This is a genomic window from Acinetobacter sp. FDAARGOS_558 (genome assembly GCF_003937785.1).
Classification (GTDB): Bacteria; Pseudomonadota; Gammaproteobacteria; order Pseudomonadales; family Moraxellaceae; genus Acinetobacter; species Acinetobacter baumannii.
In genome coordinates this window covers 2,840,980-2,862,872 of sequence record NZ_RKJH01000001.1, presented here as the reverse complement: position 1 = coordinate 2,862,872, position 21,893 = coordinate 2,840,980, and the positions used below count along the sequence as shown (strand labels likewise).

Genomic DNA, 21,893 nt, shown 5'->3' with positions numbered 1-21,893 from the left:
GCAATTCATGCTTTTTAGATGAATGAAATCTAAGCAGACTTCGAATCAATTACTTTTAAATCTGCCTTAGCAACACTTTCATGTGTTACAGCTTCTTTAGGCTGACGTTCTGACTTGTAGACAGGTTCAGCTTCACCATTAATAACTGCTTCATTAATGAAAACTGTTCCTACATCTGTACGGCTTGGCAAGTCATACATCGTTTCAAGTAGAACATTTTCCAAAATCGAACGTAGGCCACGAGCTCCGGTATTACGCTCAAGCGCTCGCTTAGCCACTGCACGTAAAGCTGAATCTTCAAATACGAGGTCAACATTTTCCATATTGAACAGGTATTGATACTGACGAGTTAATGCATTTTTCGGTTCAGTTAGAATTTGCATTAACGCTTCTTCATCAAGCTCTTCAAGCGTTGCAATCACTGGTAAACGGCCAATGAATTCTGGAATTAAACCAAATTTAACTAAATCAGTTGGCTCAACTTGACGGAATAATTCAGCAAGTTTTTTGGTTTCATCTTTGTTTTTAACATCAGCCGTAAAGCCAATTCCACCTTTCTCTTGACGCTGTTGTACAATTTTTTCCAGTCCAGCAAATGCACCACCACAAATAAATAGGATATTTGAGGTATCAATTTGAATGAACTCTTGCTGTGGATGCTTACGTCCACCTTGTGGTGGAATTGAGGCTACAGTACCTTCAATCATCTTAAGCAAAGCTTGTTGTACACCTTCACCAGACACGTCACGAGTAATCGACGGATTTTCAGATTTACGTGTAATTTTGTCGATTTCATCAATGTAGATAATACCCTTTTGAGCTTTTTCTACATCGTAATCTGCTTTTTGCAAAAGTTTTTGTACGATATTTTCAACGTCTTCGCCAACATAACCCGCTTCTGTCAAAGTAGTCGCATCTGCCATTGCAAACGGCACATCTAACAAACGAGCCAATGTTTGAGCAAGTAATGTTTTACCTGAACCGGTAGGCCCAATCAGTAGAATGTTACTTTTAGCAATTTCCACATCTTTAGACACATGACCAGATTGCCCGACTTTCAAACGCTTATAATGGTTATAAACGGCAACAGATAATGTCTTTTTGGCAAGATCCTGACCAATCACATATTGATCAAGCGCAGCACGTATTTCATGTGGTTTTGGCAATGCCTTGCTCGCCCAGTCACCTGCTTCAACCTGTTGGCTGGTTTGTACAAGGTCTAAGCAGACATCTACACACTCATTACAAATATATGCGTCCTCGCCCGCAATCAGTTTCCCGACTTCAGACTGCGTTTTACCGCAAAATGAACAATGTTTTTGTCCTTGAGGATGTTCGGACATATTCTCTCCACAAATAGAATCTTAAATATGAGGGCAAGCGATAGGGTTAAATGACTATATGGAGGCGTTTTCCAACAACTCAAGCCACTTAATATTTTCCCTTATGGACGCTTACTTAATACCTGATCGACCAAGCCATATTCTTTTGCTGCTTGTGCAGTCATAAAGTTATCACGATCGGTATCACGAGCAATCGTGTCATAGTCTTGACCACTGTGTTCTGCCATCAAACGGTTCAAGCGTTCTTTAATAAATAGAATTTCACGTGCGTGAATTTCAATGTCTGATGCCTGACCACGGAATCCACCTAATGGTTGGTGAATCATTACACGTGCATTTTCAAGGCAATAGCGCTTACCTTTAGCACCAGCATTTAATAAGAATGCGCCCATAGATGCAGCCTGCCCCATACAGTATGTCACTACATCAGGTTTAATAAATTGCATCGTGTCATAAATCGCCATACCAGCAGTGACCGAACCACCTGGCGAGTTAATATAAAGATGGATATCTTTATCTGGATTTTCAGCTTCCAAGAACAACATTTGGGCAACAATCAAATTTGCCATGTTGTCTTCAACTTCACCAGTTAGAAAAATGACGCGCTCACGTAAAAGTCGTGAATAAATATCAAAAGAACGTTCGCCGCGAGAAGATTGTTCAACCACAACAGGAACTAAAGCATTTTCAATTGTTGGAACATACATACGTTATTTATTCCTAAATTTTTTGTGACTTAACCTATGGCAACAATATGCGGGATAATTTCTCAAATTGCAAAAGGTTCGCACTGAAATATTATATTATTTATACCTAAGTACTTAAGACGTACTCAAATTAACCATATACCTAAAAATGAAAAAGGCGCCTAAAGCGCCTTTTCCTGACTTCTCAAAAGATTAGCCCATACGGCGAGCTTGTTGTTCTTTCAATAAATCTTCATAAGATACTGCTTTGTCAGTCACTTTAGCAGAAGCTAAAATGTGATCAACAACTTGATCTTCTAACACAACAGCTTCAATTTGAGCGCGTTGTTGAGCATCATTTTTGAAGTATTCAATCACTTCAGTTGGATCTTCATAAGAAGAAGCCATGTCGTCGATGTAAGCATCAACACGTGCTTGGTCAACTTCAAGTTTAGCATCAGCTAATACTTTGCTTACCAATACGCCAAGCTTAACAGAACGTTCTGCTTGTTCTTTGAACAATTCGTCAGGAAGCATGCTCTTGTCAAAAGATTGCGCGCCTGCACCACCAAATTGTTGAGTGAACTGTTGAACCATTTGTTGACGTTGACGGTCAATTTCTTGAGCAACCATTGCAGCTGGAACTTCAATTTCGTTAGCAGCAACAAGAGCATCAAATGCAGCTTGTTTAACTTGGTTACGTAAACCATTGCGAACTTCACGTTCCATGTTTTTACGAACGTCAGCTTTTAATTTTTCAATGCCTTCTTCTTCAGAAACACCGAAGATTTTTAAGAATTCAGCATCAATCTCTGGAAGTTTAGGCTTTTCAACTTGCTTCACAGTGATTTTGAACTGAGCTGCTTTACCCGCTAAGTTTTCAGCTTGGTAATCTTCAGGGAAAGTTACATCAATAACTTTCTCTTCACCAGCTTTCATGCCAATGATGCCGTCTTCGAAGCCAGGAATCATACGGCCTGAACCTAACACAAGTTTAAAGTCTTCAGCAGAACCGCCTTCGAACTTCTCACCGTCGATAGAACCTTCGAAGTCAAAAGTCACTTGCATGTCTTTTTTCGCCATACCCTTGGTTACAGCCCAAGTTTGACGTTGCTTTTGCAAGTTTTCGATCATGGTGTCAACGTCAGCGTCTTTAATTTCAGCTGTTTTACGTTCAACTTCCAAACCGTCAAATGCTTTTACTTCAACTTCAGGATAAACTTCTACAGTTGCTTCAAAAACTAAAGCATCTTCTTTGTGTTCAACTTTCTCAATGTTCGGCATACCTACCGCATTGATTTTTTCTTGTTGAATTGCTTCAAATACGCTGTCACGAATGATGTCATTCACAACTTCTTGATAAATACTTGCACCGTATTCGCGGCGAACAACGTTTGCAGGTACTTTGCCCGGACGGAAGCCGTTGATCTTCACAGTTTTGGCAGTGCGCTTCAAACGAGCTTCAAATTGCTCGTTAATACGGCTCGTCGGTACAGAAACATTTAAACGACGGGCAACGCCCGAAACCGCTTCAGTCGTTACTTGCATGGCTTCCTCGATAAAAATTAGTTAGTAGGAACAGTTTTTAAAAAAGTGCTGTATTATATGACAACTTTCAAGATATACAAAATTAACCGATCAGATCATAAAATTGAAGGACGTATTTTTAGGAAATTTCACAGTAATTTTATGATTTTTAAATTTTTTTTAATGCAACGTTAAGCAAAAGTAATTTTTTAACTATTCTTTACAAATCTAAAATTACAATTAATTTTAATAAAGTTATCGATTTTCCAAACAGTTAAGTTTAATCAATTAATTAGGGCCAATTTGTAACTAAAAGTGATTAAAACTTTCACATTTCCTTCACAATTCTATCGGCAAATCCAATTAACACAAACTGTACATATAAATAAGAATTATTATTATTCGCATAACGTTTATATTTAAGTCCTGAAAGTCATGTCATTGATTAGAACACGTAAAAAAATTGTTTCCTCTGCAATCGCCTCATCTCTCTCGATGATAGCAACAACTGCGATGGCGCAAGAAGCAGTTTCGCAATTACCAACTATCCATACTAAAGCGACTCAAGAAGAATCTTTAAAGGTCGATCAGTCTGCAAACTCTAAATTCGTAGCTCCTCTCAAAGACACACCAAAATCAGTCTCTATTCTTTCTCAAAAATTAATTAAAGATACAAACTCTAATACCCTACTCGAAGCGTTACGCTATGAACCTGGTATTACATTAGGTGCTGGTGAAGGCGGTACCCCGTTTACAGATATGCCTTACATTCGTGGTTATAGCGGTCAATCTTCTATTTATGTAGATGGTGTTCGTAATACAACTTCTCAGAATCGAGATATGTTTGCTATTGAGCAAGTTGAAGTCATTAAAGGATCTTCTTCTGCTCTTGGTGGTGGTGGTAGCGTTGGGGGCAGTATTAACCTCATCCCTAAAGTTGCTCATGAAGGTGATGTATATCAAGGTAGTGTTCAAAGCGGTACCGACAACTATCGTCATATTCAATTAGATGCGAACAAAGATTTTGGTAACGGTATTGCTGGCCGTGTAGTAATTATGGGCCACGAAAATGAGAAAGCCGGCCAAAGTAATGGTGCTGAATATAAACGTGTAGGTATTGCTCCAAGTATTACTTTTGGCTTAGATACAGCAACACGCGGAACACTAAGCTACTATTATTTACGTAGCAATGATGAACCTGATGCAGGCATTCCTTTTAACAATGCAAACCCAGCAAAGCCTCCTGTTGGGGTTACAGTAACACCTGGTGATGGTAAACCTGTTGATGTAAAAGCTGGAACTTATTATGGTTGGAAAGCACGTGATTTTGACAAACGTGAAAACCATATCGGTACCTTTAAATTAGAACATGACTTTAATGAAAACCTGACGTTATCGAATATAGCGACTTACAACAAATCTAAATCAGATTATGTTTATACCAACGCAGATGACTCAAAAGGTAACATTTATAGAGGTACGGTTGCTCGTCGTGCTTTAAGTCGTATTCTCGATACCGATGCATATAGTGATCAACTTTCCCTAAGAGGCAAATTTAATACTGGTTCATTAAAGCATTCTTTTAATGTCGGTACTGAATGGAGCTTCCAAGAAACAGATCAAGGTGTACATACTTTTACTAATGCTGCTGGTGAAACCACATCGACCATTTTAGACAGCAATATTCAAAACTGTACTTCAGCTGCTGCTGTGGCAAATGGCTGGTGTACAAGTTTAAATAATCCAGGCAATGGTGCCTTCACAGATAAGCGTGGATCTATCACAGCACAATCGACCACTCGTAGTCACAATGTAGGCATTTATGCTTTAGACAGTATTGAATTTAATCCACAATGGTTACTTAACTTAGGTGTGCGTTGGGATAAATTTGAAACTGAGAAAAAATATAATAAGGATGTAGATGGACGTACTCCTCATAAAGCTGGTGATAAATTAGAAAGCGATACAGACTACTTCTCTTACCAAGCTGGTTTAGTTTTTAAACCAACAGAAGATGGTAGTATTTATTTAAGCTATGCTACGTCAGCAAACCCAGTAGGTGTGCTTGCTGAGGGTGATACAGGTTCAGATTCTATTAGCGACTCAGGTACTGCAAGTGCGAGTGCAAATGCTCTCAAGCCAGAAGAAGCACGTACTTTCGAGTTAGGTACAAAATGGGACTTATTTAATAACCGTGCGAACTTAACAGCAGCAGTTTTCCGTACTGAAAAGCAAAATACACGTATCCAAATTGACCCTACTACAACTGCCAATGCAGGTAAAAGTAAAGTTGATGGATTTGAAATTAGTCTGAATGGGAAAATTACCGATAAGTGGGATGTTTCTACAGGCTATAGCTATCTAGATAGTGAAATCACCGAAGCAGCCTATAATGCAGTTGCTCAAGAAGGTAAACCATTACCATTTGTAGCGAAAAACAGTGCTACCCTATGGTCTACTTACCGAGTAATGCCTCAATTGACTCTAGGTGCTGGTGTTGAATATCGCGATCAAGTTTTTGTGAACACAACTGCTCCGAAATATCTGCCAACCTATACCATTTACAATGCTATGGCTAAATATGATGTTAATAAGAATGTGAATTTGCAGCTTAACATCAACAATATCTCTGATAAGCGCTATTTCACAAGTGCGCATGCAGCTCACTACGCATTTGAAGGTAATGGCCGTAATGCTGTCTTAGCGATTAACTTTAAATACTAAGGATAAATTCCATAATTTATTTATGGAATTAATTAAAGTTCATATAAAATAGCCTCATCATGAGGCTATTTTTACAAATGAAGTATCTATTAAAAGGTGTTTGCCGTGATTCATCATATCCCCAATGTTTTAAGCAAAGAGCAAGTTGCCGAGTTTCGTAAGCTCATGGAAGAAGCCAATTGGGTAGGTGGAAAAGTGACTGCTGGCACCTTGTCTGCTTCGGTGAAAAGAAATCAGCAACTCTCAGAACAAGACCCCCTTACCCATCATTTAAGTGATATCGTCATCAAAGCAATTTGGCAAAATCCTTTGTTTCAGGCCGCGGCCCTGCCTCACAAAATTATTCCACCGCTTTTTAATCGTTATGATGAACATGAAAGTTTTGGTTTTCATGTAGACAACTCAATTCGCCTTATTCGTGGTACAGCGGAACAAATTCGTACAGATCTATCATGTACATTATTTTTAAGTGAGCCAGATGAATATGAAGGTGGTGACCTAGTGATTGAAGATACCTATGGTTATCACGAAGTTAAATTACCTGCTGGTGACGTAGTTCTCTACCCATCTACCAGTCTACATGAAGTGAGTAGTATTACAGCAGGTACTCGTTTTGCTTCCTTTTTCTGGGTTCAAAGTTTAGTACGTGACGATAGTAAACGGCATCTTTTATTTAGTTTAGATGAAAGTATTCGTGAACTCCGTAAATCACATGGTGATAGCTATTCTGAAGTCATGAAATTAACTAATATTTATCACAACCTAATCCGTATGTGGTCAGAGCTGTAACACTATTTATTTTTGCCTTATTTGAGCGGATTAATTATTTTTATCTCAATAAGGCAAAATAATGAAAATTATTTTCGACAAAATATAAAACAATGCAAAATTAGAAAATAATTTTCTAAACACTGAAATTAAAATCTTTATAAGACTTTTGCACAACGTGTAATCATCGTTTAGATGTGGTATATCTAAACGATAAGCATATTTGCAAACCACCAAACTTACTATTTCATGGTCTATAGATGAAAACGAATTACTTGTTTGCCCAGCCTACTCAAGCAAGACATCATCTCGAACTCCTGATGCTGCGCCTCGCGCGCGTATAAATTTTTGTCTGTATTTTAGAGCAGACCTTTTCAAATTCCCTTTAATTTTTCTGTATTAGATACCATATATAACTGTAGACGTTGCCTTTCACACGATACTTGACGCAACCGTGCTACGAGATAAGGAGTTTTCTCATGATGTTGGCTGACCCTAGCAAAAAATACCGCCGTATGTACCAGCGAGTCGATTTACCAGACCGCCAATGGCCAAATAATGAAATTACAAAAGCGCCAATCTGGATGAGCACGGATTTACGTGATGGTAACCAAGCAATTTTTGAACCGATGAACATGGAACAAAAGTTCAAAATGTTCAAAATGCTTGTAAAAATCGGTTTTAAACATATTGAAATCGGCTTCCCTTCTGCGTCTCAAATTGACTTCGATTTTACTCGTATGTTGATCGAAGAAAATCATATTCCTGATGACGTATACATTGAAGTATTGGTTCAGGCACGTGACCATTTAATTGAGCGTACTTTCGAAGCTTTAGCAGGTGCTAAGCGTGCAATTGTGCATATTTATAACTCTAACTCTCCAACCTTCCGTCAAAAAGTGTTGAATGTAGATGTTAATGGCGCAAAACAGTTGGCGGTGAATGCAGCTCAGAAAGTGAAAGAATATGCTGCGCAATATCCTGAAACTGACTGGATTTTCCAGTACAGTCCAGAATGTTTCTCTGCAACTGAATTAGAAGTAGCAAAAGAAGTCTGTGATGCGGTTACAGAAATTTGGGATGCACGTCCAGATCATAAAGTTATTTTGAACTTACCTGCGACTGTCGAAGTTTCAACACCAAATGTTTATGCAGACCAAATCGAATGGATGCATCGTAATTTGGCACGTCGTGATGGCGTCATTATTTCTGTTCACTGTCACAATGACCGTGGCTGTGGTATTGCTGCATCAGAACTTGCCATTATGGCAGGTGCCGACCGTGTGGAAGGCTGCGTATTTGGTAACGGCGAACGTACCGGTAACGTTGACGTTGCTGCTATCGCATTGAACATGTACACCCAAGGTGTAGCACCAGAATTAGATTTCTCTAATATTAATGAAGTCATTGCAACGGTTGAAGAATGTACTGGTTTACCTGTACACCCTCGTCATCCATATGCAGGTGACTTGGTATTTACTGCATTCTCTGGTTCGCATCAGGACGCAATCAAAAAAGGCTTTGAATACCAGAAAAACGAAGAAATCTGGGATATGCCTTACTTACCAATCGACCCGAAAGATTTGGGCCGCGACTATGATGCTGTTATTCGTGTAAATAGTCAGTCTGGTAAAGGCGGTATCGCTTACTTATTAGAATCAAACTATAACGTTGTATTGCCTCGTCGCTTACAAATCGAATTTAGTCAGGTTGTTCAACAATATACTGATGAGAATGGTACAGAGATTAGTGCTAAACAAATCTGGACCTTATTTAAAGACACGTATGTTGAAGTGAAAAACCACCATTACACGGTCAAAAACTATAAGTTATCTGACATTAATGGTACTCAAATTATCGAACTTGAGATTGATGTTGAAGGTGAAACTCAACAATTACGTGGCGAAGGTAATGGTCCTATCTCTGCATTCTTAAATGCACTTCAATTACCAATTGATGTATTGAACTACGAAGAACGCAGTATTAGTTCAGGTGCAAATGCCAAAGCATTAACCTTAATTGAACTTCAAGTAAAAGGTACAGGCAGAGGCTCATTTGGTGCAGGTGTTCACGACAACACAGTCACCTCATCTATTGAAGCTATTATTGCATGTACCAACCGTTTGATTGATCAAGGTGTTTTAAGTACAGATCAGGTTGTTGCCGCCGCTGTTTAATTAAAAAAAAGACTTTGGAAAGGATACCTAGCTTGGTATCCTTTCTTTTTATTCCTGAAAGATTTAAAAGGCGAAATGTTCCCGTGTCTTTTCCAGCTGACTCAGTGGGGTTAGTCACTCCGCAAAAGTTCCAATTTGAAGAACCCTTACATCTTGAATGTGGCCGTGTTTTACCGCGCTTTGAGTTAATGGTTGAAACTTACGGCACTTTAAATGCAGATAAATCAAATGCGATTTTAATCTGCCATGCCCTTTCCGGACATCATCATGCAGCGGGTTATCACCATGAAGATGATAAAAAAGCTGGATGGTGGGATAGCTGTATTGGCCCGGGCAAGGCAATCGACACAAATAAATTTTTTGTAGTTGCGCTTAATAATATTGGCGGATGTAGTGGATCAACCGGTCCAACTTCACCAAATCCTGAAAATGACAATCGTCCCTATGGTCCAGATTTCCCGTTAGTAACGGTCCGTGACTGGGTCAAAACTCAAGCCATGCTTTCTGACCGCTTAGGAATAAGTGTCTGGTATGCGGTGGTCGGTGGTTCTTTGGGTGGCATGCAGGCGTTACAATGGTCGGTAGACTACCCTGACCGTTTACAAAAATGTGTCGTTATTGCCAGTGCGCCAAAGCTTTCAGCACAAAATATTGCGTTTAACGAAGTGGCACGTCAGTCCATCTTGTCTGACCCGGACTTCCATCATGGTCGTTATTTGGAAAATGATAGCTATCCGAAGCGTGGTCTAATTTTGGCTCGTATGGTTGGCCATATTACTTATCTTTCTGAAGAAGCCATGAAACAAAAATTTGGTCGTGATTTAAAATCCGGCAAGTTTATGTACGGTTTTGATGTCGAGTTTCAGGTCGAAAGTTATCTCCGTTATCAAGGTGAACAGTTCAGTCGTAACTTTGATGCCAATACTTATCTCATTATGACCAAAGCTTTGGATTATTTTGATCCATCGCGTGAGTACGGTCACTCGCTTACAGAAGCGATGAGTAAAACCAAATGCCAGTTCCTGATTGTCTCATTCACCACTGACTGGCGTTTTGCACCAAGCCGCTCACAAGAAATTGTAGATGCACTCATTACCAATCATAAACCGGTAAGTTATCTTGATATTGATGCTGAACAAGGTCATGACTCGTTCTTATTCCCGATTCCACTGTATGTCAAAACACTGCGCGCTTTCTTAGGCGGTGAAGAACATTTAAAATCGACATCACTGGAGGCAAGCTAATGCGTATTGATCAACAACTGGCAGAAAAGTGGATTAAACCCGGTTCTAGCGTACTCGATTTAGGGTGTGGTGACGGTGAATTACTCGCTCATATGAGCCAAAAGCATCAAATTCGTGCTTATGGTTTAGAAATTGATCAAGAAAAGATTGCAATTGCCGTCAGTCGCGGGTTAAATATTATTCAACAAGATTTGAATCTCGGTTTAAGCCGTTTTGCCGACCAGTCTTTTGACTATGTGGTTATGGCACAGGCTTTGCAAGCCGTAGATGCACCCGATGTTTTATTAAGAGACATGGTGCGTGTGGGTAAACAGGCCATTATCACTTTTCCAAACTTTGCACACTGGAAGACTCGCTCTTTTCTAGCATTAAAAGGGATGATGCCTGTATCGGATGCTCTACCATATATGTGGTATAACACCCCCAACATTCATTTATGTACGTTTAAAGATTTCGAAGCACTATGTGCGGAAAATCAAATACAAATTATTAATCGACTCGCCGTCAATGGAAACCAGCAGGGAAGCCTGTTAAGCAAACATGTTCCGAATTTGTTTGGTGAAGTCGCTATTTATCGAGTGAGTGCACTATGAAAAAGACATTATTTAGCACACTAATTGCAGGACTGCTAAGTATGCAGGCTCATGCAGATTATATCGCCCAGCCACAATCGGTTGCGAGCCAAGCTGCGCGCTTCTCCACAATGGGGATTCATGACCTTCAAAAAGCGGCTCAAGCTGGTCAAGCTGGAGCACAGTTTTATCTTGGCACACGTTATCAATACGGCAAAGATGTAGCAAAAGACGATAAACAAGCATTTGCATGGTTTAAAGCTGCTGCTGATCAAGGTCTTTCACCTGCGCAATTAAATGTTGGCCGTATGTATGCTGATGGTATTGGCGTTAAGAAAGACGAAGCTATGGCTCGTAAATATTTCGAAAAAGCGGCAAGTAACGGCGATAACCGTGCAAGCTACAACCTTGCGATGATGGAAGAGCAAAAGAAAAACTACGTAGGTGCTTACCAGTGGTATGAACTTTCAACTCGTGATGGCATGCTCGACAATAAAGTGATTAGCTTATCTGAAGGTAAAAAGACGGCTCTTGCTGCAAACTTAACTCAAGAGCAAATCCGTATGGCACGTGACCGCGCGGATAAATGGATTCAAGCACAATAATAATCCAGCTTATACTTACTCGACTAAAACCACCTTATATCACCTATAAGGTGGTTTTAGTTTTTTAAGCTTCTAATTTTATATTCTATTTGTTTTGCTCTATATCCCCTTTCAAAAAACACGTAACATAGTTCACGTTCAATATTGGTTATAAAGTTTGGTTATCTTATGTCTACCCCACATTGGTTTGATCAGGGCTCTTTAGTCCTTGCAAGTAACAACAAAGGTAAAGTCGCAGAGTTTGAAAAACTTTTTGAACAGCTCAAGTTGCCTGTTGAAATTATTCCTCAGGGTCGCCTAAATATTCCCGATGCCATTGAAGACGGCTTAAGCTTTATTGAAAATGCCATTATTAAAGCGCGTCATGCCTCTAAAATTTCAGGGAAACCTGCTATGGCTGATGACTCCGGTATTTGTGTTCCGGTTTTAGGGGGTGCACCTGGTATTTATTCAGCACGTTATGCTGGAGAACATGGTGACGATGCAGCGAATAATGCCAAATTATTAAATGACCTTTTGCCATTTCGTAAAAATGGTGAAGTGATTGAAGGTATGTTTGTGTGCGTACTTGCTTTAGTGACTCATGCAGAAGATCCATTGCCACAAATTTTCCAAGGCATCTGGTATGGTGAAATTTTAGAAGCGCCACGTGGTGAAAATGGTTTTGGTTATGACCCACTATTCTGGTTGCCTGAGCTACAAGTTTCTAGCGCTGAGTTGACTAAAGAAGATAAGAATAAGATTAGTCATCGTGGGCAAGCGATGCAGTTATTTAGAGAAAGTTTAGTATAATTTTTTCCATATAGCCTTTGAATACCACGTTAGAAAGTATCGGCTTTGTATAGGCAATACTTTACTTTTGTTTTGGCAAAAGTAACAAAACCATTTATGTCACTGACGGTACATCCTTGCTATCGCAGTGACATGGCGGCATCCATGCCGCCTTCGCACAAGTAAATGTGGGGAAGAAAATTTAAAATTAATTATAATGCTACATGTAAAAACACCGCATAAATCGCAATACACACACAACTCACAATCGTCCCTGAAGCGATATAAGCCGCAGATCTCCCCGTCCCTTGATAATGGGTTTCCAGAGCTACAATATTGGCTGCCGGTGGCAAGCAAAACATTAAAAACATTACACCGATGTGCTGATTTATAGTTGGAATCGGTAAAAACCTATAACTTAATCCACAAAGTATAAATCCACAGGCCACTTTAAATGCTTGAGCTTTTGTACTGTAAATTAAATCTTTTGTATAAACTCTGGTACGGCGCAGCCACATTCCAAGCACACACATACCTGCAAAAGTCATTGCAAATTTAGCAACCTCATAAACCCAATGTATAGCAGGGCTTTCGATATGTTGGGCCCCTAAAAGTCTGAGCACAACAGCACAGAATATCGATATACAAGGCGGAGAAGTTAAAACCTTTTTTAATATATTGAGCTTACTTTGCGGTGCCGTAGTAACGGCAGTCACAGCCCAAGCATTGCCAAAAAGCGACATTCCAATATATAAAGCAACAATTGGAGCAGTTGCTTCAGGGCCAAATAAAGCCATAGCAAAAGGAAAACCAAGCCATCCCATGTTGGTATAACTTACGCAAAGCGCCAATAAGCGGTCTTTGAACAAAGCCAAATAAGCAAAGAAAATAATGAATGCCGAACCAAAACTAAAAAGCATTAAGCTCAAGCTTCCCGATTGATAAAAGACCATGTTGTAAATAATCACAATCGGAATCAGGAGTCGTGCAAGCCAAGCTGAGAGAATAGGTTTTACGGTTTCTGAAATGGAGGTCTGAGCAAGTAGAAGTCCTGTGATAAATGCCAATACAGGCAGTAATAATGCCACGCTCTCTCCTCTCGCTCGTCAAAATCAGCTTGTTATGCTACACCTTTTGATTTTGAAATGTATGATCTATTTCAAGTAAATTCGTCTAAGAACGAAGCTCGATAAAATTTAAAAATCCTCCCAAAAAATATCCTTAAAAATCTGGTCATAAGTGTCTACTTATAAATATTGTCTTAAAAATGAAATATAAATGTCACATTCCTGTCATGGCAACCTGTTGATATAAAGCGAACTAAAAAGAGGTATAAAATCATGGCTGGTTTATCTATTTGGCATGTCGTTATTTTCGCAATTGTCGTTATTTTATTGTTCGGTACATCTAAGCTAAAAAATATCGGTAAAGATGTAGGCGGTGCAGTAAGAGATTTTAAAAAGTCAGTTCGTGAAGAAGACGAAGCTGCATCTTTAAATAGCCCTCGTACAATTGATGCACAAGTTAAAACATCTGAAAGCACATCAGTGAAAAGCTAAAGGTTTGACCCATGCTTGATGTAGGAATGACAGAGTTACTCTGTTTTGCAATTATTGCAATTTTAGTTTTAGGTCCAGAGAAGCTTCCGGAAGCTGCACGCTTTGCAGGTCGCTGGTATGTTCGACTAAAACGCTATATTACGAATCTGCAAAACGAGATTGATCAGGAGCTACGTCTGTCTGAGTTCCGCAAAGAAATGCAAGAGGAACTTAACCGCATTGAAGCATTAGAACGTAAAGTACAACAACAGCTTGAAGAAATACAAAAACAGCAGGTTTCAGAAACTTTAGAAACAACTGAAACAGCTAAAACAACACAAAAGCCTATTCGGAAATGTACTCCTATATCGGGCCATTACAAAGTGCCGTATCTGACTAAAGTTAAGCCTTTGGCTCCTCAAACTGATATTTCAGAAACATCTCCTGTTGAATTGAAGATTGCCGTATGAACCAACTGCCTTCAACCGTAAATAGTCAAGAAAACCTAGACCAAATGCCAATCATGAATCATTTGGTGGTTTTAAGACGTCATTTATTTAGGATTGTAGGGGTAACATTATTCTTATTTTTTTGTTTACTGCCCTTTCGAAATCATACTTATCAAATATTATCTGAGCCTCTAAGGTTACAACTTCCTGCCTCATCTTCCATGATTGCAACGGATGTTACAGCAACCTTTATGGCGCCATTTAAACTTAATTTATTTGTTGCACTCATGCTGGCAATGCCATTTATTCTTTATGAAATATGGTCTTTTGTTCGTCCGGCGCTTTATCAAAAAGAACGTCATTTAGCGCTGCCGTTACTCATTGGTAGTATTATTTTATTTTATGCAGGTGTCGCTTTTGCTTATTACATTACCCTGCCTGCCATATTACATTTCTTTATTAGCGTTTCACCTGAAACAGTAGCACCAATGACCGACATTAATAGTTATTTAAGCTTCTGCTTAAAGCTATTTTTAGTGTTTGGTGTCACTTTTGAAATTCCTATCGCGACCTTGCTACTCATTTTGATTGGTGTGGTAAATACGCAAAGCCTTGCTGAAAAAAGACGTTTTATTATTGTAGGATGTTTCTTTGTAGCGATGTTCATTACCCCACCCGATGCGATTTCGATGGTGATGCTAGCAATTCCAATGTGGCTACTTTTCGAAATAGGCTTACTCTTCGGCAAAATTCTTGAGAAAAGAAAAACCCATTCTGCTGAATAAAAATAATATAAAAAAGCCTGAACTTCTAAGTTCAGGCTTTTTTTATGTAGAACGCTTTTTAATCTACAAAGCAATAAACTGTCTTCAAAGTGACTTAAAAATGTAAGAAAAGTGTCATTTTCAATCCATAGAATCGACTCAACAAATATACACACAAAAGTTACGGATTTATTATGACCACTGCTTCTAACCACCCAACACGTCGCGATATTTTAAAATGGTTTACGGGGATCCCTTTTCTTCCATTAGGTGCGATGGCTACGGCAGCAACGTTAGCAGGTTGTAACGATAGCGATAACGACTCATCTATTGTCACTCCGTCAAAGCCAATTAACTTTAAGAATGCAACGTTCACTTCAATGCCAGCTCCTTCAACGGTAGCAGATATTGCCACAACAGCATGTGCATCAAAACTTGCTATTTCATGGGAAGACGGCAGCAAAACAGAATACCAACTCGCTTACAAACCATTCTTCTTAACAGGTACAGAAGTGCCTGATGGTAAAGGAGGAAAAGTCATCGCGGGTGGTTATTACGATATTAATAATAAGCCAATTATTGATAAATCAGTTGCAGGTAAAGAACGTCAATTCTTCTCTGACTGCCCAGATGGTAGTTCTCTCATTAGTTTCAAACAAGCAACAGGCAAAGATTTCACAGATGCTGACAAGAAAGCATTGGGTGTAACCGGTAACCCAGTGTTCCATGTGGTTCAATTTGAATATCTATCAAAAGACCAAAATGGTGGTGATACTTACGGTAAATTATCATCTCCGATTGCTGTCTTAACTTTAGATCAAGATCCAAAGACAGGTCACTTAACTTTAATTAAATACCATAACGTTGATACTTCAAGTGCACATGGACTATGGATTACTTGTGGTGCAAGTTTATCTCCATGGGGAACTCATCTTTCTAGTGAAGAATACGAACCAGATGCTTTTGACCAAAAATTAGGTCAATCACTTTCAACACTTAAAGCCTTCAGTAAAAATATATATGGTGATGAAAACATTGCCAATCCATATAACTATGGCCACTTGCCAGAAATTACCGTAAATGCAGATGGTACTGGTCGCGTTACAAAGCACTATTGTTTAGGCCGTATTTCACACGAACTTGTACAGGTTTTCCCTGATAACCGCACTGTGTTAATGGGTGATGACTATACCAACGGTGGACTATTTATGTTCGTTGCAGATAAGGAGAAAGATTTATCTGCAGGTACACTCTACGTTGCAAAATATACAACAGTACTTAGTGACACAACGACTGGTCAGATTTCTTGGATCAGACTTGGTCATGCAACAAGTGCCGAGATTGAAAATCTCATCAAGAGCGGCATTAAAGGAACTGATATTTTTGAGTCAGTTCTACAAATTGCTAAATATCCAAGCGATGCAACAACAGCAGAGAAAGAGGCTATTGATGCAGGCGACAAAGGTACTCCTGAACAACAAGCTTTAGCCAAAGCTGCAAAAGAGCGTTTAAAATTACAACAAGCTGCCCAAAAAGCAGAATTAGAAGCTCAAGGTTTTAAATTTACTTATTTAAGTAAAACTGGTGTATATCTCAAGCTTAAAGATAATAGCGACAGAACTAAACTTGCAGCGGCTTTCCTTGAAACACACCGTTATGCTGCTTACATGGGTGCTTCAATGGCATTGACCAAAAACGAAGGCACAACAGTAAATATTGCAGATAAAAAAGCTTATTCGGCTTTAGCTAATATTGTCGATTCAATGGTTGAAGGTGGTAGTGGTTATCTTGCTGAGCACAACGTTAAATTCCCGAAAATCACTGCTGGTGGTATTTTGGAGCACACATTAACTGGTGGCCAGAAAGACAGCTCAAATGTTGCAATCAATAGTGAGTGGGTACCTAGCCAATCTAACCTTCTCATTAAAGGTAAAGATATTAGCTTTGACAGCTTAGGGAACACCGCTGACCCAGAGCAAATTGCTAGCCCTGATAACTTGAAGTTCTCAGAAAAACTTCGCACTTTATTTATCGGCGAAGACTCTGGTAACCACTTAAATAACTTCTTATGGGCTTATAACGTTGATACCAAACAGCTCATCCGTATTTTATCTACACCGGCAGGTGCTGAATCGACGGGTCTACATGCAGTCGACGAGGTAAATGGTTGGACTTACATCATGAGTAACTTCCAGCATCCTGGAGACGAATGGAACCGTTTCTATAAAGAAAAAGATGGTGTTCGTACTGGTATTAGCGCAGATTTACTTGCTCAAATTGATACTGCAATTAATACAAATTACAGTAATAAATTTGCAGCAGCAGTTGGCTATATCACTGCCGACCCAATTGCACCATCTGTTGTGAAGAAATAATTTCTTTCACCACTATAAAAGAGGCCTGCTTTATGCAGGTTTCTTTTATTTTTTAACGTCTCATTAGAAAATAAAATTCCTTCAACCTTTCACTAAACGGTCAAATATTTCATTAACTTATCATCAAAACGTCAAAGCCTCGTCACATTCACAAACTAAGCTCATGAAGACTTTTAGAACAATCTCTTTATTAACTTAGGAATTTCCCATGACAGAGCTGACGCCATATCATGAAGATCAAGAATTGGATAATAATACTTCTGACAATATCCACTTTCGTGACATTTTAGAACAACACATCAGTCGTCGTAGTTTAATCACCAAAGCAGCAAGCGGTGCAGTAGCACTGACTTTAGCTTCTACTTTAACAGGCTGTAATGATAACGATGATGACTCTGGCTCTAATAATGGTGGAACCACACCTGTAGACCCAAATAAAAAACCGGAAAAACTCACATTTACGCCCGTAGCTAAAAATTTAAATGATATTGTGACTGTACCGGAAGGTTATGAAGCCAATGTTATCTACGCTTTAGGTGACTCAATCAATCCAAGAGTTGGAGATTGGGACGACAATAATATTCCATCTGGCCCAAGCTTCCAGTTTCGCTCTGGCGACTGCCATGACGGCATGCATTATTTTGGCTTAAACACATCAACAAACCGCTTTGACGAGACTGTGTCAGCACAAGGTTTGTTGGTGATGAATCACGAATATATTAATCAGACCTTCCTTCATCCCAAAGGTCCTACAAAAGTGGATGGACGTCGCCCTGAAGATGAAGTCATTCGTGAAACCAATGCACATGGGGTTTCTGTAGTTCATATTAAAAAAGATCCAACCGCTCAAAAAGTAGAAATTGTTAAAAATTCTATTTTTAATCGTCGTATTACAGCTTCTACAGTTATGGAGTTTGCAGGTGCTGCAGCGGGTTCAAGCCTGCTTGCAACTCGCTTCTCACCTGCTGGACGTCAAACACGTGGCACTCATAATAACTGCGGTAACGGTTATACACCTTGGGGCACTTATTTAACCACTGAAGAAAACTTTATTGGCTATTTCCAACGTTCGGGTAGCGATGAATATGCACGTACAGATGCAGAAAAAATTGCATTAAAACGTTATGGTTTAGGTGTTAAAAAAGATGAACCTTATCTGTATGAGAAAGATGAAAAAGGTGCACCTAAAAAAGATAAAGATGGCAAGATCATTTACTTAAAAGATAAAAATGGTGAGTTAATCCCTAACGTTGATGAACAAGGGCGACAAATTTATTTAGGCACAAGTTCGCGTTACGGCTGGGAAACAGCAATTGGTCAAGTAGAGTCACAAGACTTGTATGATCGCTGGAATGCCGATGTAAAAGCAGCTCAAGCTACCCAAGATTACCGAAATGGGCCAAATACATTTGGCTGGATGGTTGAGATTGATCCATTTGATGGACGCCAAAATCCGGTTAAACGTACTTCATTAGGCCGTTTCGCACATGAAGACAGTGCTTGCCGTGCCGTAGTAGGTCAACCATTAGCATTTTATATGGGTGATGACTCTCGTGGTGAGTACATTTATAAATTTGTTTCAACCGCTGTGTGGGACACCAAAGATATAAACGGTGGTTATACAGCTGGCGACAAATACATGAATGCAGGCAAATTGTATGTTGCTAAGTTTAATAACGATGGTTCAGGTCAATGGATTGAACTTGCTTATGGCAAAAATGGCTTAAATGAAAGCAACACCACCTACCCGTTTAAGTCACAGGCAGACGTTGCTACATTTGCACGCTTAGCAGCGGATTCTGTAGGTGCAACAAAAATGGACCGCCCAGAATGGTGTACGGTCAACCCAGTAAACGGTGAAATCTATGTCACACTCACCAATAACTCAAATCGTGGTAAAGACTATGCAACTGATGCAGCCAATCCACGTAACTACACAGACCTATATGCAGGCACAAAAGAACAAAAAGGAAACGTAAACGGTCATATCATCCGTTTTAAAGAAACTGATGACAAAACAACTGCTGAAACCTTCAAATGGGATATCTACCTATTTGGCGCAGAAGCATCAATGGCTTCAAAAATCAACTTATCCGGCTTAACAGATAACAATGATTTTTCATCTCCGGATGGTATGTGGTTTGACCCACGTGGCGTTCTCTGGATTGAAACCGATGACGGCGCTTACACTGATGTTACTAACTGTATGATGCTTGCAGCTCTGCCGGGTCAAATCGGTGATGGTGGTACAGCAACAACTTCAAATGGTCAGCAGACCATAACAGGTGCCAAAGTTACAGACGCAACATTACGTCGTTTCTTAGTCGGACCAAAGCAATGTGAAATTACTGGTATTGCCATGACTCCTGACTACAAAGCAATTTTCATTAATGTTCAGCACCCTGGTGAAGATTCACCAAGTTACGCGAAACCAGAAAGTAACTGGCCTGCCACACAAAAAGACCCAAGCAATAAAACTGCGCGCCCACGCTCAGCAACTGTTGTGATTACCCGTAAAGATGGCGGCGTTATTGCCGGTTAATTGATTTACCCAGAAAAATGCCGATCACTTGATCGGCATTTTTTATTTCTATCGATTTAAGAGAACCTGTTGCTGCACAATTTGACCACTATGTTCACCTTGCTGGGTCTTTTCCAACCATATCCATTCATTATTGGTCATTCTTAAAAAATTCGAACACCGTGTTCCATATACGGGGCTTTGAATAAAAGTCGATGACAATAATTCTTCCATTTCCGGCTGAATGCCCGTGTTTGGCAACAATGCTGTGGTGACCTTACGCTCATCTTCTAAAATATCCCACGCTGCATGCTGCAAACTTAACTCTTCTGTTTTGTGCTGATGCATAGGCAAGAACTCTTGCGTAAAACGTGTACGTAAATGTCTGGTTTTTTCCCAGTGATCGGACATTAAACCATTCGAAACCACATATACGCCGTTGGCTAATACTTGAGGAGCCTCACCGCGGTTACTCATATAGACCGCCTGATCAGCAGTTCCCATAAACAGGTTAAAACCAGCAAAGTTCTGTTGCTGTTGTTCTAATTGCTGAGCAAAGCGAATCGGTAACAAATCAGACTCTAAAAAAGCCTGAACCAAATGTCCACGAGAAGTCTCATATTGTTTTTTATCACGTCCATCACGGAAATTAGTTAACACAGCCCATCGGCCCTGCGGCGTAACACCCATCCAAGTACCACCCGATTGTAAGTCTTGCCCTGCAATGATTGGCGTATGTTCCCATTGATGCAACAATGCGGTTGGTCGATGATAAAATTCATCACGATTTGAAATCAGACACAAGGGCATATCATCCAGAACATGCCATGCTAAAGCCACAATACACATTGATTCTTGTTCCCTATGTTTACACATTGAATGTACAACATTTTTCACATCATTCCGCTACAATCTGTCAAAACGTAAGATCAAGGAGCAGCAATGCTGACCTATCCTAATATCGATCCGGTCGCAATACATCTAGGACCTCTTCAAGTCCATTGGTATGGACTCATGTATTTATTGGCATTTTTATGTGCTTGGGGGCTTGCTTCCTACCGTGCCAAACAGCGTGATGGCTGGACATCGGACATGGTTTCCGATCTGGTGTTTTACGGTGCCTTAGGTGTTGTACTCGGCGGACGTATCGGCTATGTGCTTTTCTATGAGTTTGATAAATTCCTTGAAAACCCAATCTGGTTATTCCAAGTCTGGACAGGTGGTATGAGCTTCCACGGCGGCTTCTTAGGCGTCATGATCGCAATGCTATTCTGGTGTAAAAAATATCAAAAAACATGGTTCCAGACACTCGACTTTGTTGCCCCATGTGTACCGACAGGCTTAATGTTCGGACGTATTGGTAACTTTATTGGCGGAGAGTTATATGGCCGTGCGGTCACAGATCCGAATTATCCATTCGGAATGATTTTCCCAACCGATCCATTACATTTGGTTCGTCACCCTTCTCAAATCTACCAAGCGCTTTGCGAAGGGCTATTACTCTTTATTATTTTGTGGTGGTTTAGCTCAAAACCACGCCCACGTATGGCTGTATCTGCCCTATTTTTAATGGGTTATGGTGTTGCACGCTTTGTGATGGAATTCTTCCGTCAGCCGGATGCCGACCAAGGTTTCATCTTGTTTGGCTGGATGACGAAAGGACAAATCCTCACCGTTCCAATGCTACTGATAGGCCTTTGGATGATGTGGTATGCCTACCAAAAGAAAATTTATGACTGGGGCCCTCAAAAGAACAGTTAACATCTAAATCAGAGGAGTTTCGGCTCCTCTTTTTTATGCTACAGTTTTTATCTCCCAAGAAAGAAGAT

The 21,893-nt window shown here is 39.8% G+C and carries 18 protein-coding genes; 13 read left to right on the top strand and 5 right to left on the bottom strand.

Annotated features, from left to right (window positions below; translation table 11 throughout):
• Positions 1–29: 29 nt before the first annotated feature.
• The 3 genes from clpX to tig all read right to left on the bottom strand — a co-directional run bounded on the left by clpX (position 30) and on the right by tig (position 3,577).
• Complete coding sequence (gene clpX, locus EGT34_RS13750) at positions 30–1,343, bottom strand: ATP-dependent Clp protease ATP-binding subunit ClpX (RefSeq protein ID WP_001289250.1); 1,314 nt, start codon at positions 1,341–1,343, stop codon at positions 30–32.
• Between the two features lie 101 nt (positions 1,344–1,444).
• Complete coding sequence (clpP, locus tag EGT34_RS13745) at positions 1,445–2,050, bottom strand: ATP-dependent Clp endopeptidase proteolytic subunit ClpP (protein WP_000289452.1); 606 nt, start codon at positions 2,048–2,050, stop codon at positions 1,445–1,447.
• 192 nt (positions 2,051–2,242) lie between these two features.
• Positions 2,243–3,577: a trigger factor gene (gene tig / locus EGT34_RS13740; RefSeq protein ID WP_001198432.1), complete on the bottom strand. Its 1,335-nt coding sequence runs from the start codon at positions 3,575–3,577 to the stop codon at positions 2,243–2,245.
• Positions 3,578–3,991: 414 nt separating this feature from the next.
• Here tig and EGT34_RS13735 point away from each other — a divergent pair, with 414 nt between their 5' ends.
• From EGT34_RS13735 to rdgB, 7 genes are all read left to right on the top strand, one after another.
• Entirely contained in the window at positions 3,992–6,280 is a 2,289-nt protein-coding gene (locus EGT34_RS13735; protein WP_002013915.1) for a TonB-dependent receptor, read from the top strand.
• Between the two features lie 105 nt (positions 6,281–6,385).
• Positions 6,386–7,069: a Fe2+-dependent dioxygenase gene (locus EGT34_RS13730; RefSeq protein ID WP_000581255.1), complete on the top strand. Its 684-nt coding sequence runs from the start codon at positions 6,386–6,388 to the stop codon at positions 7,067–7,069.
• 458 nt (positions 7,070–7,527) lie between these two features.
• A complete protein-coding gene (gene leuA, locus EGT34_RS13725; protein ID WP_000978841.1) occupies positions 7,528–9,225 on the top strand; it encodes a 2-isopropylmalate synthase in 1,698 nt (565 codons plus the stop codon).
• A gap of 83 nt (positions 9,226–9,308) precedes the next feature.
• Positions 9,309–10,469 (top strand): homoserine O-succinyltransferase MetX, encoded by a 1,161-nt coding sequence (gene metX / locus EGT34_RS13720; protein WP_000009640.1) that lies wholly within the window; start codon positions 9,309–9,311, stop codon positions 10,467–10,469.
• Entirely contained in the window at positions 10,469–11,062 is a 594-nt protein-coding gene (gene metW, locus EGT34_RS13715; protein ID WP_001217230.1) for a methionine biosynthesis protein MetW, read from the top strand. Before metX ends, metW begins: the two co-directional genes overlap by 1 nt.
• On the top strand, positions 11,059–11,646 hold the full coding sequence (locus EGT34_RS13710; RefSeq protein WP_000751692.1) for a tetratricopeptide repeat protein: 588 nt from the start codon (positions 11,059–11,061) through the stop codon (positions 11,644–11,646). The genes metW and EGT34_RS13710 overlap by 4 nt, the downstream gene beginning before the upstream one ends.
• A gap of 168 nt (positions 11,647–11,814) precedes the next feature.
• Complete coding sequence (gene rdgB / locus EGT34_RS13705; protein WP_000106722.1) at positions 11,815–12,438, top strand: RdgB/HAM1 family non-canonical purine NTP pyrophosphatase; 624 nt, start codon at positions 11,815–11,817, stop codon at positions 12,436–12,438.
• Positions 12,439–12,629: 191 nt separating this feature from the next.
• Here rdgB and EGT34_RS13700 read toward each other — a convergent pair whose 3' ends face one another.
• Entirely contained in the window at positions 12,630–13,505 is an 876-nt protein-coding gene (locus EGT34_RS13700) for an AEC family transporter (RefSeq protein WP_001196401.1), read from the bottom strand.
• 252 nt (positions 13,506–13,757) lie between these two features.
• Between EGT34_RS13700 and EGT34_RS13695 the strand changes: the two genes are divergently transcribed.
• The 5 genes from EGT34_RS13695 to EGT34_RS13675 all read left to right on the top strand — a co-directional run bounded on the left by EGT34_RS13695 (position 13,758) and on the right by EGT34_RS13675 (position 20,085).
• Positions 13,758–13,976, top strand: a complete 219-nt coding sequence (locus tag EGT34_RS13695) for a Sec-independent protein translocase subunit TatA (protein WP_000908081.1) — start codon at positions 13,758–13,760, stop codon at positions 13,974–13,976.
• An 11-nt stretch (positions 13,977–13,987) separates the two neighbouring features.
• Complete coding sequence (gene tatB, locus EGT34_RS13690) at positions 13,988–14,425, top strand: Sec-independent protein translocase protein TatB (protein WP_000887765.1); 438 nt, start codon at positions 13,988–13,990, stop codon at positions 14,423–14,425.
• Complete coding sequence (gene tatC, locus EGT34_RS13685; RefSeq protein ID WP_001072729.1) at positions 14,422–15,189, top strand: twin-arginine translocase subunit TatC; 768 nt, start codon at positions 14,422–14,424, stop codon at positions 15,187–15,189. Before tatB ends, tatC begins: the two co-directional genes overlap by 4 nt.
• Positions 15,190–15,362: 173 nt before the next feature.
• Positions 15,363–17,543 (top strand): PhoX family protein, encoded by a 2,181-nt coding sequence (locus EGT34_RS13680; RefSeq protein ID WP_000205461.1) that lies wholly within the window; start codon positions 15,363–15,365, stop codon positions 17,541–17,543.
• Between the two features lie 208 nt (positions 17,544–17,751).
• Complete coding sequence (locus EGT34_RS13675) at positions 17,752–20,085, top strand: PhoX family protein (protein WP_000137993.1); 2,334 nt, start codon at positions 17,752–17,754, stop codon at positions 20,083–20,085.
• Positions 20,086–20,133: 48 nt separating this feature from the next.
• Here EGT34_RS13675 and EGT34_RS13670 read toward each other — a convergent pair whose 3' ends face one another.
• Positions 20,134–20,913, bottom strand: a complete 780-nt coding sequence (locus tag EGT34_RS13670) for an NRDE family protein (protein ID WP_000335019.1) — start codon at positions 20,911–20,913, stop codon at positions 20,134–20,136.
• A gap of 93 nt (positions 20,914–21,006) precedes the next feature.
• Here EGT34_RS13670 and lgt point away from each other — a divergent pair, with 93 nt between their 5' ends.
• On the top strand, positions 21,007–21,825 hold the full coding sequence (gene lgt / locus EGT34_RS13665) for a prolipoprotein diacylglyceryl transferase (protein ID WP_000959085.1): 819 nt from the start codon (positions 21,007–21,009) through the stop codon (positions 21,823–21,825).
• Positions 21,826–21,893: the final 68 nt, after the last annotated feature.

Excerpts from the sequence above, each read along its gene's own strand:
- clpX (WP_001289250.1), bottom strand. The coding sequence starts at position 1,343 with ATGTCCGAACATCCTCAAGGACAAAAACATTGTTCATTTTGCGGTAAA.
- clpP (WP_000289452.1), bottom strand. The coding sequence starts at position 2,050 with ATGTATGTTCCAACAATTGAAAATGCTTTAGTTCCTGTTGTGGTTGAA.
- tig (WP_001198432.1), bottom strand. The coding sequence starts at position 3,577 with ATGCAAGTAACGACTGAAGCGGTTTCGGGCGTTGCCCGTCGTTTAAAT.
- EGT34_RS13735 (WP_002013915.1), top strand. The coding sequence starts at position 3,992 with ATGTCATTGATTAGAACACGTAAAAAAATTGTTTCCTCTGCAATCGCC.
- leuA (WP_000978841.1), top strand. The coding sequence starts at position 7,528 with ATGATGTTGGCTGACCCTAGCAAAAAATACCGCCGTATGTACCAGCGA.
- metW (WP_001217230.1), top strand. The coding sequence starts at position 10,469 with ATGCGTATTGATCAACAACTGGCAGAAAAGTGGATTAAACCCGGTTCT.
- EGT34_RS13710 (WP_000751692.1), top strand. The coding sequence starts at position 11,059 with ATGAAAAAGACATTATTTAGCACACTAATTGCAGGACTGCTAAGTATG.
- rdgB (WP_000106722.1), top strand. The coding sequence starts at position 11,815 with ATGTCTACCCCACATTGGTTTGATCAGGGCTCTTTAGTCCTTGCAAGT.
- EGT34_RS13695 (WP_000908081.1), top strand. The coding sequence starts at position 13,758 with ATGGCTGGTTTATCTATTTGGCATGTCGTTATTTTCGCAATTGTCGTT.
- tatB (WP_000887765.1), top strand. The coding sequence starts at position 13,988 with ATGCTTGATGTAGGAATGACAGAGTTACTCTGTTTTGCAATTATTGCA.
- tatC (WP_001072729.1), top strand. The coding sequence starts at position 14,422 with ATGAACCAACTGCCTTCAACCGTAAATAGTCAAGAAAACCTAGACCAA.
- EGT34_RS13680 (WP_000205461.1), top strand. The coding sequence starts at position 15,363 with ATGACCACTGCTTCTAACCACCCAACACGTCGCGATATTTTAAAATGG.
- EGT34_RS13675 (WP_000137993.1), top strand. The coding sequence starts at position 17,752 with ATGACAGAGCTGACGCCATATCATGAAGATCAAGAATTGGATAATAAT.
- EGT34_RS13670 (WP_000335019.1), bottom strand. The coding sequence starts at position 20,913 with ATGTGTATTGTGGCTTTAGCATGGCATGTTCTGGATGATATGCCCTTG.
- lgt (WP_000959085.1), top strand. The coding sequence starts at position 21,007 with ATGCTGACCTATCCTAATATCGATCCGGTCGCAATACATCTAGGACCT.